Source organism: Microbispora catharanthi (genome assembly GCF_006334915.2).
Lineage (GTDB): Bacteria > Actinomycetota > Actinomycetes > Streptosporangiales > Streptosporangiaceae > Microbispora > Microbispora catharanthi.
On sequence record NZ_VDMA02000002.1, the window covers coordinates 407,483 to 421,287 of the forward strand.

The 13,805-nt window shown below is 69.8% G+C and carries 15 protein-coding genes and 1 pseudogene; 7 read left to right on the plus strand and 9 right to left on the minus strand.

Features of this window, described 5'->3' with window-relative positions; all coding sequences use genetic code 11:
- The first annotated feature begins 47 nt into the window (after positions 1–47).
- Positions 48–1,586 (plus strand): DUF2079 domain-containing protein, encoded by a 1,539-nt coding sequence (locus FH610_RS05055; protein WP_161627918.1) that lies wholly within the window; start codon positions 48–50, stop codon positions 1,584–1,586.
- A 9-nt stretch (positions 1,587–1,595) separates the two neighbouring features.
- Here the strand turns inward: FH610_RS05055 and FH610_RS05060 are convergent, their stop codons facing one another.
- Positions 1,596–2,339 (minus strand): AraC family transcriptional regulator, encoded by a 744-nt coding sequence (locus FH610_RS05060; RefSeq protein ID WP_139573071.1) that lies wholly within the window; start codon positions 2,337–2,339, stop codon positions 1,596–1,598.
- 75 nt (positions 2,340–2,414) lie between these two features.
- Between FH610_RS05060 and FH610_RS05065 the strand changes: the two genes are divergently transcribed.
- Complete coding sequence (locus FH610_RS05065) at positions 2,415–3,572, plus strand: MFS transporter (RefSeq protein WP_240808771.1); 1,158 nt, start codon at positions 2,415–2,417, stop codon at positions 3,570–3,572.
- A 23-nt stretch (positions 3,573–3,595) separates the two neighbouring features.
- Here FH610_RS05065 and FH610_RS42725 read toward each other — a convergent pair whose 3' ends face one another.
- Together FH610_RS42725 and FH610_RS05070 are read right to left on the minus strand one after the other, a co-directional pair.
- A complete protein-coding gene (locus FH610_RS42725; RefSeq protein WP_161627919.1) occupies positions 3,596–3,748 on the minus strand; it encodes a hypothetical protein in 153 nt (50 codons plus the stop codon).
- Between the two features lie 261 nt (positions 3,749–4,009).
- Entirely contained in the window at positions 4,010–4,516 is a 507-nt protein-coding gene (locus FH610_RS05070) for a hypothetical protein (protein ID WP_139573072.1), read from the minus strand.
- Positions 4,517–5,224: 708 nt separating this feature from the next.
- On the opposite strand from FH610_RS05070, the gene FH610_RS42730 reads away from it, so the two are divergent.
- The gene (locus tag FH610_RS42730) at positions 5,225–5,401 is read left to right on the plus strand and encodes a hypothetical protein (RefSeq protein WP_161627920.1); all 177 of its coding nucleotides are present in this window, start codon (positions 5,225–5,227) and stop codon (positions 5,399–5,401) included.
- Between the two features lie 226 nt (positions 5,402–5,627).
- Here FH610_RS42730 and FH610_RS05075 read toward each other — a convergent pair whose 3' ends face one another.
- Complete coding sequence (locus FH610_RS05075) at positions 5,628–6,806, minus strand: serine hydrolase domain-containing protein (RefSeq protein ID WP_161627921.1); 1,179 nt, start codon at positions 6,804–6,806, stop codon at positions 5,628–5,630.
- A 43-nt stretch (positions 6,807–6,849) separates the two neighbouring features.
- Between FH610_RS05075 and FH610_RS05080 the strand changes: the two genes are divergently transcribed.
- Together FH610_RS05080 and FH610_RS44210 are read left to right on the plus strand one after the other, a co-directional pair.
- Complete coding sequence (locus FH610_RS05080) at positions 6,850–7,440, plus strand: TetR/AcrR family transcriptional regulator (protein ID WP_161627922.1); 591 nt, start codon at positions 6,850–6,852, stop codon at positions 7,438–7,440.
- Positions 7,437–7,604 (plus strand): annotated as a pseudogene (locus FH610_RS44210) (nucleotidyltransferase domain-containing protein); the annotation flags it as partial. The gene FH610_RS05080 and the pseudogene FH610_RS44210, both read left to right, overlap by 4 nt.
- A 400-nt stretch (positions 7,605–8,004) precedes the next feature.
- On the opposite strand, the gene FH610_RS05090 reads toward FH610_RS44210, so the two are convergent.
- The 4 genes from FH610_RS05090 to FH610_RS05105 form a co-directional block, all read right to left on the minus strand.
- A complete protein-coding gene (locus FH610_RS05090) occupies positions 8,005–8,538 on the minus strand; it encodes a hypothetical protein (protein WP_139573075.1) in 534 nt (177 codons plus the stop codon).
- 491 nt (positions 8,539–9,029) lie between these two features.
- Positions 9,030–9,425: a DUF899 family protein gene (locus FH610_RS05095; protein WP_139573076.1), complete on the minus strand. Its 396-nt coding sequence runs from the start codon at positions 9,423–9,425 to the stop codon at positions 9,030–9,032.
- Between the two features lie 191 nt (positions 9,426–9,616).
- Positions 9,617–10,258 carry an isocitrate lyase/PEP mutase family protein gene (locus tag FH610_RS05100; RefSeq protein ID WP_205825560.1) on the minus strand — a complete coding sequence of 214 codons (642 nt, stop codon included), beginning with the start codon at positions 10,256–10,258 and terminating at the stop codon, positions 9,617–9,619.
- Positions 10,259–10,581: 323 nt separating this feature from the next.
- Positions 10,582–11,154 (minus strand): sigma factor-like helix-turn-helix DNA-binding protein, encoded by a 573-nt coding sequence (locus FH610_RS05105; protein WP_205825561.1) that lies wholly within the window; start codon positions 11,152–11,154, stop codon positions 10,582–10,584.
- Between the two features lie 130 nt (positions 11,155–11,284).
- Between FH610_RS05105 and FH610_RS05110 the strand changes: the two genes are divergently transcribed.
- Complete coding sequence (locus FH610_RS05110) at positions 11,285–11,632, plus strand: MFS transporter (RefSeq protein WP_167538673.1); 348 nt, start codon at positions 11,285–11,287, stop codon at positions 11,630–11,632.
- The gene (locus FH610_RS05115; RefSeq protein ID WP_139573078.1) at positions 11,629–12,180 is read left to right on the plus strand and encodes an MFS transporter; all 552 of its coding nucleotides are present in this window, start codon (positions 11,629–11,631) and stop codon (positions 12,178–12,180) included. The genes FH610_RS05110 and FH610_RS05115 overlap by 4 nt, the downstream gene beginning before the upstream one ends.
- A 614-nt stretch (positions 12,181–12,794) precedes the next feature.
- Here the strand turns inward: FH610_RS05115 and FH610_RS05120 are convergent.
- Entirely contained in the window at positions 12,795–13,799 is a 1,005-nt protein-coding gene (locus FH610_RS05120; protein WP_139573079.1) for a UbiA family prenyltransferase, read from the minus strand.
- Positions 13,800–13,805 lie beyond the last annotated feature (6 nt).

Here is a 13,805-nt window from a genome sequence, read left to right on the forward strand (position 1 = left end):
CACGGATGCCGGGGATCGCGCGGATTGCCGCGGGGATGGTCGCGTGGGTGCGGACACGGCCCTCGCGGGCGCGGCACGGAAACCTCGTCGGCGGTGACCCCGCCCGCGGGAACCTCTCCGCCGAGAACCGTGTCACCGAGAACCGTGCCGCCGAGAAGCCTGCCGGCAGGGACCTCGCATTCGTCTCGGTTCTCACCGTCGCGGCGGCGACGCTCTACGCGTTCTACTCGTGCGTGACGCTCGCGCGGTTCCGGGCGGGCGCGTACGACCTGGTGATATTCGACCAGGCGATCCGCTCGTACGCGCGCTTCCAGCCACCGGTGTCGATGCTGAAGGGAGTGCACAACGGGTTCGGGCCGGGGTTCTGCCTGCTCGGCGACCACTGGTCGCCGGCGCTCGCGCTGCTGGCGCCGCTGTACTGGATCCACGACGGGCCCGCGACCCTGCTCGTCGCGCAGGCCGTCCTGCTCGCGCTGTCGATCCCGTTCGTGTGGGCGTACGCCTTCCGCGCCTCCTCGGCGGTCACGGCCGGGCGGCGCGTCGCCTGTCCCGTCGCGGTCGCCTACGCCCTGTCGTGGCCGATCACCGAGGCCGTGGCCTTCGACTTCCACGAGGTGGCGTTCGCGCCGCTGCTCACGGCGGTCATGCTGGAGCGATACCAGGCCGGGCGCAGGCGGGCGGCGGTCCTCGCGGGGCTGGCACTACTGCTGGTCAAGGAGGACATGGGCCTGCTGCTGGCCGGGTTCGGGCTGTTCCTCCTCGCCCGCCGCCGCGACCGGAGGCCGGGCGCGCTGCTCGTCCTCGGCGGGGTCGCCGCGACCCTGGTGGCGACACGGGTCCTCATCCCGCACTTCGGCGGCAGGGCCGGCTACTACTGGGCGTACTGGACGCTGGGCCCGGACCTGCGCCGGGCCGTGGTGCACGCCGTGACGCGGCCCGGCGACGTCGTCGCGCTGCTCGCCGATCCGCCGCTGAAGCTGCGCACGCTCGTGCTGACGCTCGCTCCCGTGCTGTTCACCGCCGTGCTGTCCCCGCTGGGCCTCGCTCTGCTGCCGCCGCTGCTGGAACGGATGCTCGCCAGCACCTACCCGAACTGGTGGACCCCGAGATACCACTACACCGCCTTCGTCGTCGCGGTCGTCTTCGCCGCCGGGATCGACGGCGCGCTGCGGGCGGCCGCCCGCTTTCCGGGGCGGTCCGGAAGGCTCGTGCGCGGATGGGCGCTGCTCGTGCTCGCCACCGCGCTCGCGCTCGTGCCGTTCTTCTCGTTCGGGGCGCTGTTCACGCCCTCCTTCCACGCGGAGACGGCGCGGACGCGCGCGGCCGGGCGCGCCGTCGCGGCCGTGCCCGACGGCGTGCTGGTCGAGGCGGCCGGCTCCCTCGCCCCGGCCCTGTCGCCGCGTACGCGGACCCTGCTGTGGGACCGCACCCCGCGCGGGGCGCCGTGGGTCGCCGCCGACGTGGGGGCCAGGGACTTCCCGTTCGACTCGGTCCGCCGGCAGCTCGCCAGGGTCGAGACGCTGCTTCGGCAGGGCTACCGGGTGGTGTTCCGGGAGGCCGGCTACGTGGTGCTCACCCGGCCGTAGCCGGCCGCCTCACGAGCGTACGTACGCGTGCGGAGTCGTGCCGAAGGCGTGCTTGAACGCCTGGATGAACGCGCTGGGGCCGCTGTAGCCGCAGGCGGCGGCCGTCGAGGTCACCGACCGGCCGCCGGCCAGCAGAATGAGCGCGCGATGCAGCCGCAGTTGGGTGCGCCACTGCGGGAAGCTCATGCCGGTCTCCGCGCGGAACAGCCTGCTGAGCGTGCGCTCTGAGGCGCCGACCGCCGCGCCCAGCTCGGCGAGCGTCCGGCCGTCCGCCGGGTCCGCGTCGAGGATCGCGGCCACGTCGCGCAGCCGGGAATCGGACGGCGCCGGCAGGCACAGCGGGAGCGCCTCGACCTTGCGGAGCTGGTCGAGCAGCACGCGTTCCAGGTTGGCCCGCTGCGTCGCGGTCAGCTCGTCGTCGCCGGTCAGGGCGACCACCACCTCCCGCAGCAGCGGCGTGATCGCCAGGACCGTGGGCCGGTCCAGCCGCAGCGGGTTGACCGGGGGGTCGAAGACCAGCGCCCGCATCTCGGTCGGCCCGTACGCCTCGTGCGCGTGCGCCACCCCTGCCGGTATCCACACGCCCCGATGGGGCGGCACCACCCAGTCGCCGATCGGGGTCGAGATCCGCAGCACCCCGCGGTGCGGGTGGATGAGCTGATGCGAGGCGTGGTCGTGCCAGTCGATGCGCTGGCGGTGGGCCAGCGGCACGCGGGACGGGCCGCCGCTCGCGGGATGGCGGGTTGCCGACATGACTCGGCAGAGTATCGCTAGTTCGCCGACTCGGTCGTCCGGGATGCTCGACGGAGCCTCTCAAGGAGACGATCGGTGACAGAGACATCCGTGCAGGCGCCGGCGGCGCGGGCGACGTCCGCGTGGCGGCGCATGTGGTTATGGGCGGCCGCGCACGCCGTCGACGACCTCTACCAGGGACTGGTGCCGGCCTGCGTGCCCTATTTCGTCCTCGACCGGCACTACGGCTACGTGGCGGCCTCCGGCCTGACGCTGGCCGCGGCCCTGGGCAGTTCGATCCCGCAGCCGTTCATCGGCCTGGCGGTCGACCGTTTCCGCCTGGGCTGGCTGGCCGCCGCCGGCGTCGCGCTGGCCGGGCTCGGCCTCGGCCTGTCCGGGCTGATGGAGCCGTATCCCGCGGTCTGGGCCCTCGTCCTGCTGTCCGGGCTCGGCGTGGCCATGTTCCACCCGGCGGCGGGCAAGGGGGCCAGGGAGACGGCGGGAGACAGCGCCACGGCGATGAGCGTCTTCGCGGCGGGCGGCAGCGTCGGCTTCTTCCTCGCGCCGGTGCTGGCCACGCCCGCCCTCATCGCGATGGGCGTCGGCGCCACGGTCCTGTTCATCCCGCCGGCCCTGCTCGTCGCGTTCGCGCTGCTCAGGAACCGGCCATCGGCCCGGACGGCCACGGCGGGCACGCGCGCCGGCACCGACAGGTGGGCACCGTTCATGGTCCTCACCGGCATCGAGGTCGTCAGGTCGGTGACGTTCTTCGGCGTGCTCACCTTCATCGAGCTGTTCTGGATCAGGCACCTGAACGCCGGGCGCGGCCTCGCGGGCGCGGCGCTGGCCTGCTTCCTGGTCGGCGGGGTCGCGGGCACACTGATCGGGGGGCGCCTCGCCGACCGGATCGGGCTCGTGCGCACCGTGCAGATCGGCGGCCTGCTGGCCATACCCGCGCTCGCCGGGCTGCGCCTGCTGCCGGGGCCCTACCTGCCGCTGGTGTTCGCCGTGGCGGCGGGCATCGCGATCAACATCCCGTTCGCCGTGCTGGTGAAGCTGGGCCAGGACTACCTGCCGAACCGGCCCGGCACCGCGGCCGGTGTCACGCTCGGGCTCGCCGTGAGCGTCGGCGGGCTCGCCGCGCCGGTGCTCGGCGTCACGGCGGAGGCGTACGGCCCGCAGGGCGTCTTCACGATCCTCTGCCTGGTGCCGATCGCCGCCGTGGGACTGGGGCTCTTCCTTCCCCGGAGGTGACCCCCACGGGCGCTTCCCCGGCCTCAGCCTCCGGTGACGACGCCCGGCGTGGCCGCGAGCAGCAGGACGTCGATCCCGGCGGCGCCGATCGCGGCGGCGAAGGGCGCCACGGGCACACGCCGGCCGAGCAGCAGGCCGGCCGCGGCGCAGCGCCCACCCCGGCGAGCGCGAGCCATCGGATACCTGGCGGGTCACCTACGAGAAGACCAGCAGAGCGGCCGCGCCCGAACGATCCTCGGATCGAGCGTTCGCTGTTGGGAACGGCAGACGAACGACAACGCCCCTGCGCTCGTGAAGGGGGCGGATGCAACTTGCGCAGGGGCGGGCGTCAGCGGGAGTCGGCGGTGAATCCCGCCGTGGCCGGGTCGCTGGTCTGGCTGGCCACGACCGAGGCGCGCAGACTCACGATGGCAGCCAGGCCGGCGATTGCCTTCTGACTACAGGCCCCCACGCTTGGAGTCGAACGCCGTTAGCCGGGCGACCACCTTGTCCGGGTCATCCGGGTAGATGAGGTCGACGGGCCGGGTCAGCTTGTAGAGATCACCCCTGGGTGGGAACTGGGTGAGGTCCGCCTCGCTGATCATGGGCTCCTTGGTCGTCAGTACCACCGGCTCGCCGAAGTCGAAGACGACGGTGAAGCTCTCCACGTCGTGGTGCTGGAACTTGGGCGGGAACTGCTGAGTCACCTTCAGGAAGCTCTGGGGGTCGACATCGACGTCGTTCTGTTCGATGGTGATCGTCCCCTTGTCCGTCTCTGCGCTCACCCTGAAACCGACGGTGCGCAGACGAACGCTGTTCATGGGGTCGGAGGGGTTGATGTCGACGCGGTGCTTGATGCCGCCTCTGAAGTCGCAGGTGATCTTTGTGTTCTGGTACTCGATGGTGCAGTTGATCGCGAGGATGGAGCAGGGGATCTCTGCGCCGATGGGCGGAAGCATGGGCATGGGTGGTCCTTCCGGTAGAAGACGCGCGGGGTTATCTGCCGGTCTATCCAGACCGGGACCCGACCACCCGCGTGATGCGCAGATTTACCCGGGCGTGTGACCAACAGTTGCCCTCCTAAGTGCCCGTCAGCGGGAGGGGGGCGTGGGCGCTCCTTCAGAGTCGGTCGTGGGGAGCAGCCGGCCCAGGCGCCTCGCTCCCCGCTGACGGTCGCATGGGCGGCGGCGAACCCGGCCACCAGCAGAGCGGCGGCCAACGCGACGCCGACGAGGGCGCGGAACGAGAGCCTCAACATGTCCTCCTTCTAGTCGTGACGCGAGGGGTGGGGGACGCTGTCCCAGCCGCCTCCTCGATGTCGTTATCGACGCCGAAGCCTTGTAGTGCGCTCTGGTGACCAAGTTGCAGTTGACATGGAACGACAACCGCAGGACTGCCGGAGGGAACGTGGTTGTTCGGCCGGTGCGGTGAATGCAGCGGGCTGCGCGAGGAGCACGCGTCGGAGCCGTGTTCGATACCGTTCGAATCGTGGAGCAGATGCGGGTGAGTGGGCACAACTGGCCCGACGACGAGTCACTGATCGGCGGCTGGGTGCTCCCCCACGGCGAGCTCCTGGACTACTGGACCGTAACCGCCGTGGTCACGTCCACGCCCGCTACCTCGCACCCGCGCTGTACGCGCCCTGGACAGATCTGTGGGGGCGGACGGGGCAGGTGCGGCGCCGAAAACACCTGCTCGCCTACCACGTCGGCCTGAAGGGCCGATATGCGCTACCCGACCGCTCGGACATGCTGCTGTACCAGATCCCGCCGACCGGGCGCTGGATGCTGCGAGACGCCGACGAGGAGCGCCTCAGCCGGTACGAACAGCACCGAGTGCCCGGTCCCTGAGTAACGCTTGAGGCGCGGGACGCGCGGCTCATACCGCACCCCCGAAGCCGCTGGCACCGCTCACCGAGGCACCTGTGTCCGTAGCAATCGTGCGCGTGCCAACAGCCACGCACCGCGCCGCAGGTGTGGCAGGGCGAGGGCGGCTGTCTCACCATAGGACCATGGCCAGCTCGTGCGCTAAGCACCACCTGACGCACAGGATGCGTACGCCTGGCGCACCCGGACTTCAGCCGGGGGTGACGGACGCCAGCCGGTCGGCCAGTCTCTGGAGGGTGGCGGCGATCTGGATGTTGGTCTGGTAGTCGTCGCCCATGCGGACGATCACTGTCCGCGTGGACGGTGACACCACCATGATCTGACCGTGCGCGCCCATCGCGGCGAGGTCGCGTCCGCCGTCGCCGCGGGGGAGGATCCACCAGCCGTTGCGGTATCCGACGCCGATGCCGGCGAAGGTGGTCACGAGCTCACGGTCGGCCGGCTCGAGGCTGCGATCCAGAAACGCCCCGGGCGCCACCTGGCGTCCGGCGACCTGTCCCCCGTCGAGCATGAGCTGGCCGATCCTGGCCAGGTCACGGGAGGTCACCACGAGACCGCTCTCGTGGTAGGGGAACCCGTGGTCGTCGACGCACCATTCGGCGGGATGCTCCGCGCCCAGGTCGTCCCACAGCCGTTGCAGCGGCTGCCGCGTGAGAAGCGTTCCGGTCAGCCGCCGGTACGCGAGGCCGACGAGGTTGGGCGCGTAGTCGTTGTAGGTGAACGGTCCCGGCGGGCTTGCGATCCTCGGCCGCCGCACGACGGTCCCGGCCAGGTCGGTCGCGTAGTAGACCGACGGATAGTCCCGATCGACCCACGGGAACGAGATGTCGTCGGAGAAGGCGATGCCTGAGCGCATGTCGATCAGGTCGCCCAGCCGAATGGCGGAGAACCGGGCGTCCCTGGCGCCCAGTTCGGGAACCGCCCGGGTGATCGGCAGGTCGAGGCCCCCGATCGTGCCGTCCGCGACAGCCCGCGACACGAGCAACGAGATCACCGTCTTGGACACCGAGAACGCGGCGGCCGGGCGATCGGGCGCCCCGCCGTTGCCGTACCACTCGCACACCAGCATGCCGTCGTGGATGACGACGATGCTCTGCGCCTTCTGAGTGGGCAGTGACTGGCGGATCGGGCAGTCGCCGGCCGCCCTCGGCCATGACCGGGGCGCCGTGGCCGCGCGTACCGACGTGTGCTGTTTCCATTCGACGTCGGTGATGCTCGAGTCCTGGCGCGTCAGCACCCGCAGGACATACCTGACATCACCCTCGGCCAGGATCAGGAGGAAGATCATGACGAACGCGACGAACGCGGCGACGGACAGCGGGAGGACCCAGACGGTGTGCCGCGGCACCCGGCGGAAGTACGGTCGCACAGGGTAAGTATACGATATATACATACATGCGTTGGAGGTGCGAGTGCCACGCCCGAAAACGATCGACCGGACGGCGATCCTGGCTGCCGCGCTCGACGTGGCCGACGCCGACGGCGTGCCGGCCGTGAGCATGCATTCGATCGCCAAACGGCTGGCGGTGACCCCGATGGCGCTCTACCGGCATGTCGCGAACAAGGCCGATCTGCTGGACGGCATCGTGGAGCTGCTGATGGCCGAGATCATGGCGGACGTGCCGGCGCCGGGCCCCGCTGCCGAGCGGGACGCATGGCTGGACGCCCTCATCCGCATCGCCGACCGTGCGCGGGCGGTGGCGTCCCGGCATCCGGCGGCGTTCACCCTGCTGCTGAGCAGGCCGGCGGCCTCCGCGGCCGCGCACGAGGTCCGCGCGCACATCCACGACCTGCTCCGTCGGGCGGGCGTCGGCGGCGACCACGTCGAGAGACTCGAACGCATCGTCACCACCACCGTGCTCGGCATGGCGGCCGGGCAGGCGTCGCAACGGTTCGCCCACCATCCACCCGGCGTGCTCGACGAGGACGTCCGCGCCTTGGCCACGTTCGTGACGGCCGGCATCGAACCCTTCCGCGCCCCAGAAGAGAAAGCGTGTCCATGACCGATCAGGCGTTCCTCGACCACGTCGCCGACCGTCTCGCCGCCCTGCCGGGCGTCCGGGCCGTCACCCTCGGCGGCTCTCGCGCGCAGGGCACCCACACCCTCGGCAGTGACTGGGACATCGCCCTCTACTACCGCGGCCACTTCGACCCGGCCGACCTGCGTGCCGTGGCGCCACACCGACGTGCACTACCGGAACCTCGACGTCGTCCGACGGAAGGATCATCGTGGACAAGGGCAGACGGTTACGTACGGCAAGAGCAAACGCTCCGCTCAGTGCCGAAAACCTCGAACGCAACCTCGTCGGCGGGTGGGCGGCCGGGCCCCACTTCCGCATACGGCAGGCCGCGGCCCCCGATCTCAACGCAATCAGCGAACTGGTGCCCCTCGCCGGCGTGAAGCTCGAAGATGCGCTCGCCGACGCAGTCAGCAGGGGTGTCAGCGGCGGCAAGCCTTTCATAGGCACCTGGCCGAGCAGTTCGCAACCTAGGATGCGAGGCAGGCCTACCTGAACGCCTCGCTGGCACTGGTCGCGGAACATCGCGACCGCGACGTCGCCGGGCAGTCAGTCGCGCTGCTCGATTTCATCTCGCATCTTCAGGAATTCCGCCGCAGCCTGGTCGCCGGACTTGAAGTACATGGCGATCATGCCTCTGGTGTTGCTGTCGGCCCAGACGCACACGCCGCTCGGAACGTTCTCGGCGAACTTGGCGTCACCACATCTTGCAACGCCACCGAGCGGTCCCGGCCGGACCTGCTTCATATGGCTGGCTTTCGCTCCCATTGCGGCGACGAATCGTTCGATTGTGGTGTTCGGGTTGGAGACAGGAGCCGACACGGCGAAGGCCATGACCATATCCTTCTCCCCCGGGTCGCCGTAAAAAGCGGCTACTGTGCCAGTCGCTTGCGGAATCGCCTTCTTCAACGCGGCAAGTCTCCGATCGGTCGCCCTACGAAGGTTGTCAGTCACGCGCTTGGCACGCCCGCCGAGTGTCTTCGGCTCGACAACGTGCGTCTGCATGGGGCTCTGGCTGTTATCCGTCTTCTCGGCGCCGTCTCTGAGAGAGAAATAGACCACAAGGCCGACAGCAGCCACCACTCCGGCAAGGAAAACAGGGGCGATCCTGCTGACGGTGCCCCTTGTCGTCGGAGGTTCCGAAGGCGGTGGGTAGCCGGGATGGGGCGGCTGGCCGCCGTTATGGTCTGCGGGCTGACCGTCTGACTGCCCGTATGGCGAGTGGGATCGGACATCCGGGTTCGGGTAGCCCGGCGGGTCGAATGGGGGTTGCGACACGGACTCTCCACGAGTAGCCAGGTGCGGGGCGCGGCAACCTTATCCTCGATCCACATGCCACCACAAAGCAGAGCAAATATGGCTATGTAATCTCAGTCGTCTCACTCCATAACTGGTCACGTGAGTACTCCTTTCGGGGCGGTCGAGGAACACTGCACACGCGCCCGCTGGCCATCGCGTCTGCCGTCGCCCCACTGCGGAGCGGTAGCGGGCCGGCGGAGAAGGCGGACCCTGCCGCACGTCCGGCCGTCGTGGAACCGGACGTCCGTCTCGAAGGCGTCACCCGTCGTGCCAGCTCAGCAGTGGTGGGAATGGCCCGCTTCGCTGCCGTACATGTCGTGGTAGGGCCATTGGTTGACGTAGCGCGGGCGGCGCATCGGGGTCAGGTCGAGAAACTGGTAGGTGCTCATCATGAACTCGGTACCCCGCCCGTACGTCGTGTAGGTGTGGAAGACGGAGTCCTCGTCGCGAACGAAGACGCTTATGGCCTGTCCGCCACCGTTTACCACGAACGCGGTTTTCATGCTGCGCTCCAAGGTCGCCTTGTCCTTGTAGTTGAACTCGACGGGCGCGACCGACTCGTCGTTGGTGACGTGGAAGTCGTAGTTGAAGTCGCTTCCGGCCGAGGAGTACCACGGGATTGTCCAGCCCATCCGCGCCTGGAAAATCTCGATCTTGGCCAGGCAGGGCATCCGTCTGTACCGGCGGACCGGCCATGCGGTCAGTCGTCCCGCGCTGGAAACCCGCGAACGCGGCCAACCGGGACAGCGGGTTGTGCTCCCCCTCGACGAGCACGACGTACAGGAAACCCACCCGTCGGCCGAAGTTGACGATCCAGCGGCCGAGCAGCGATCACCGTCAGTTGTGATGGCATCGTCGTAGGTCAGGCCAGCAGCTCCTGGACAGCGGTTTTCAGGTCGGCCAGGGCCGCGCGGTAGAAGCGGGGTCCGTAGGACACTCGTGCCACGCCCATTTCCCTGAGCGTGGCCAGGTCCAGATATTCACCGGTGTTGCCGTTGACTGGGCCGGGCAGTTCGGTCACGAGGGTGGCGATGTCGCGCTTCTGGCGCACGCCGATCGGGTAGATGCAGTCGGCGCCGGCGTCCCGGTAGAGCCGGCCCCGTCGTATCGCTTCCGCGACCCGATCCGGCTCAGGTATCCCGCTGGCGGGTAGGAAAGTATCGACGCGGGCGTTGATGACGATCGGCACTTCGGCATCGTCTGCAGCGGAGCGGATACCCGCGAGCCATTGGGCGTGCGCACCGGCCTCGACCAGGCCGCCCGCCCGGTGGTCGGTGTCCTCCAAGTTGCAACCGACCGCGCCGATGTCCAGCAGCCGATCCACCAGTTCACGTGGCTGCATGCCGTATCCCGCCTCGGGCATCCACCGTGACCGGGACCGACACCACCCGGGCGACCCGCCCGGCCGCGGCGAACATCTCCTGCCATGGCGCTGCATCTCTTCACTGTGCAGCTCGCGGAGCCTTTCGGCGCGAGCCTTCAAATCCGCCACGTCAGCGGCCATCGGTATCCTCCACGTCAAAAGAATGGCGCGTCACAGGGGTGACTGTGTTCGCCATGTGCACGTAGTCGGTACTCACCGTTTCTCCTTCTGCCCGAATCTTTTCTAGATACTTGGGCAGATACTGTTTGTTGGCAATTCAACAACTCTGCCGTCTCTCTTCAGGCATGACTCTTTGCACGCGCTCCCTGGACGTGCTGTCGGATACATGCGTAGGACTTCCAGTCCATACGCAACCGCTTAGACGCGTAGCGATCGTGGAAGTCCGAATATTGTCAGAAGTGAGTTGTCATGGAATCGTGTAAGCGCGGTGATCCGGTTGTCGGTCAGGTCAGTACGAGCACTCCGTGTGCGTGCAGGATCGGCGTCCGCGGATCACGTTGGTAGACGCCGAAAGCCGGTTGGCCGTTTGCCCGCGTCGAGATCAGCACGTGTCGGTAGCCGTTGCCCAGCGCAACTGTGGCCAGGAAGTGCCGGATGGCGCCCCGACCCTGGTATTCCAGCGGCAGTGGCGGCATAGTCAGCCACGCGTCGTTTGTCAGCATGGCCACGATTGCATCGACGTCTCCGGCCTCGAATGCGCGGCTGAAACCAGCCACGATCCGGCGTTCTCGTGGCGAGTTCGGTAGCGGAGCGGTCTCCCGGTCGGGATCCGGTGGCTCATGCGCCAGCGCACCCCGTGCTCGTTTCAGCGCGCTGGTGACCGCGTTTTCGGTCGTGTCGAGAATGTTTGCCACCTCGGCGGCCCGGGATCCCAGTACGTCCCGCAGCACCAATACGACTCGTTGCCTCGGCGGCAATTGCTGCAGCGCTGCCACGAACGCCAGCGACACCGACTCTCTGACCTCGTATCGCCACTCCGGTCCAGGCATGTGGTCGGCGATCTCGTCGAGCAGCACATCCGGGTACGGCTCCAGCCAGCTCGGTTCCGCTCGGCGTCGCGATGGCCGTGCATCTGGCGCATGATTCGTTTCGTCTTGGTGTTCACGCCTTCGGTGCCGCGCCGCGATCGGCTGCCTGACGTTCGGGATGATTCGCGCCGACGAACTCGGCTGGGAGACCACGAGCTGCTGGGTGGCGCTCTGCGTCGGTGCGGCGTTGCTGCTCACGTTCGTGGTCGTCGAGACGCGGATCGCCGAGCCGCTGCTCGAACCGTCCCTGTTGCGCAACCGGGTCTTCAGCGGCGTGCTCATCGCGGCTGTACTGCTGAACTTCGCCGCGTACGTGTCGTTGACCTATTCCTCGATCTGGATGCAGTCGGTCTTGGGTCTGTCGCCGGTGACCGCCGGTCTGGTCGCGCTGCCGATGCCGGGAGCCGCGTTCGTCGTCTCCGTCTCGTTCGGACGCGTCATGCACCGGCTGCCGCCGGGGCGGTGATCGGCAGCGAGATCCTGCTCATCGGCGTCGGTGACCTTCTCGGTTTCGCGCTCGTGCACGTATGGGCATCCTGGCCGGCAATGCTGCCGGCCTTCTTCGTCGTCGGGCTCGGGGTCGGCCTGGCCACGCCGCCGCTGAGCTCGACCGGCACGGCCGCGGTGCCGGCCCAGCGCGCCGGGATGGCGGGCGGTGCCGTCTACACCGCCCGACAGGTGGGTTTCGCCTTCGGCACCGCGCTCCTCGGCAGCGTCTTCACCGCCGGCGCGCACCACACTCTCGCCGACCGGCACATAGAGTCCGCGGGCTCGGTCGCGCACGACATCGCCGGTGCGCGCAGCGCTGACCTGTTGCGCACGGTGCCCGCAGGCGCACGCCAGCTGGTCGACGAGGCGATCCACGCTGCGGCCGCCAACGGTATCGCTGTGCTTCTCGCCGTCGCCGGGCTCCTGGGCGTCGCCGGGGCCGTGGTCTCGTTCGTCATGCTTCGAGAGCGACCCGTGCCGGAGACCGCCGCCGAAGCCAGACCGGAGGCTGCCCTGGCCGAGTAGCGTTCGCGCACGCGACGCGCGGCCAGGGTCCGCGCGTATCGGTGCCCAGGCAGGGAGTTCTGTCCCTGGCCTGGGCATTCGCCGCCATCGGCACACGCCGACCTGGGTACGAACAACGGACGGTTGCTTCGTGTCCAAGCTCAGAGAAGCGGCCGCTCACCACTGCAGGACCCGGACGGGGAAACGCGCCAGGTGCGGTAAGGCCCATTCACCGTGAAGTTCCTGTTGGTGCTCGGTACCGAGATACTGCTCTTGTCCTTGGTGTTTCCCCGGGGCCGCCTCGACCCACTGATCGAACTCGCGCCACATCTGCGCGGGATCCGTCGCCCCCATCCGCTCGAGCTCGGCTCTTTTGGCCGCGATGTCGAAGCCGCCCGGCAAGTGCTGTTCGTCGTATCCGATCGCCCAGGGCGGCGAGCAGGTACACGATCTCGGGGCGTGCCGGTGTCAGGCAGAATCCCATGACCCCGCCCTCCTTCCCAGTCGTGGCGGGTGGGCGCCCTCTCCCTTGCCTGTGAGCCCCGGTTGCCGTCACCTACGGGCAGATGTCGCGGTCGGTGGACCGCCCGCAGGTGACTTCCCGCGATGATCCTGAGCCTGGCCGCGGCGGGGAGTCAGCCGGCGGTGACGACGCCCGGCGTGGCCGCGAGCAGCAGGACGTCGATCCCGGCGGCGCCGATCGCGGCGGCGAAGGGCGCCACGGGCACACGCCGGCCGAGCAGCAGGCCGGCCGCGGCGCACGCGGCCACCCCGGCGAGCGCGAGCCACCGGGCCGGGCCGGCCGGTCCCGGAGGCGCGACCACCAGCAGCGCGGACGCGGCCAGCAGCGGCAGCGGCAGGAGAATCCGCACCCGGGCGGAGCCGAGACGCTGCGGCCAGCCCCGCACCCCCGTCGCCACGTCCGCCTCGATGTCGGGCAGCACGTTGGCGAGGTGCGCCGCGCAGCCGAGCAGCGCCGCCGCCAGCACGGCCCACCACGCCGGCAGGGCGTGTCCCGGCGTTCCGGCCGACACGAACACCGGCACCGCGCCGAACCCGGCCGCGTACGGCGCCCACGAGGCCGCCGTGCCCTTGAGCCACAGGTTGTAGACCCAGGCCGCGGCGACGGCCGACAGGTGCGTCGCCCCGGCCACCACGCCGCAGGCCAGCGAGAGCGGCACGCAGGCCGCCAGCGCGGCGAACGCCGCGACGCGCACCGTACGCGCGGACACCAGGCCCGCGACGATCGGCTTGGCGGTCCTCCCGGCCGCGGCGTCCCTGGCGGCGTCCACGGCGTCGTTGCACCAGCCCACGGAGAGCTGGCCGGTCAGCACGGCGAGGACCGTCAGCGCCGTCCCCGCCGGACCCCACCCGGCGACCGCCACGAGCGCCGCGACCAGGGTCGTCACCGCCGCTGCCGGACCCGGGTGGCACGCCCGGGCCAGCCCGGCCGCCGTCCGCGCCGCCGTCCGCGCCGCCGTCCGGGCCGCCGTCCGGGCCGCCCGGCGGCGCCCATCCGCCGCCTCGCCCGCGAAGTCCGCCGAGGCGAGGCCCGCGCGACGCGTGCGGCGAACCGGCGCGGCGGCACCCGCGCCGCCGACGGCCGCCGTTTCGTCGGGCGGTTCCGCTGAACCGGTCACGATCCC

Coding starts and splice junctions, on each gene's coding strand:
- FH610_RS05070 (WP_139573072.1), bottom strand. CDS start 4,516: ATGCCCATGCTTCCGCCCATCGGCGCAGAGATCCCCTGCTCCATCCTC.
- FH610_RS42725 (WP_161627919.1), bottom strand. CDS start 3,748: ATGGCTCGCGCTCGCCGGGGTGGGCGCTGCGCCGCGGCCGGCCTGCTG.
- FH610_RS05095 (WP_139573076.1), bottom strand. CDS start 9,425: ATGCCCTGCCTGGCCAAGATCGAGATTTTCCAGGCGCGGATGGGCTGG.
- FH610_RS05060 (WP_139573071.1), bottom strand. CDS start 2,339: ATGTCGGCAACCCGCCATCCCGCGAGCGGCGGCCCGTCCCGCGTGCCG.
- FH610_RS05100 (WP_205825560.1), bottom strand. CDS start 10,258: ATGGCCGCTGACGTGGCGGATTTGAAGGCTCGCGCCGAAAGGCTCCGC.
- FH610_RS05110 (WP_167538673.1), top strand. CDS start 11,285: ATGATTCGCGCCGACGAACTCGGCTGGGAGACCACGAGCTGCTGGGTG.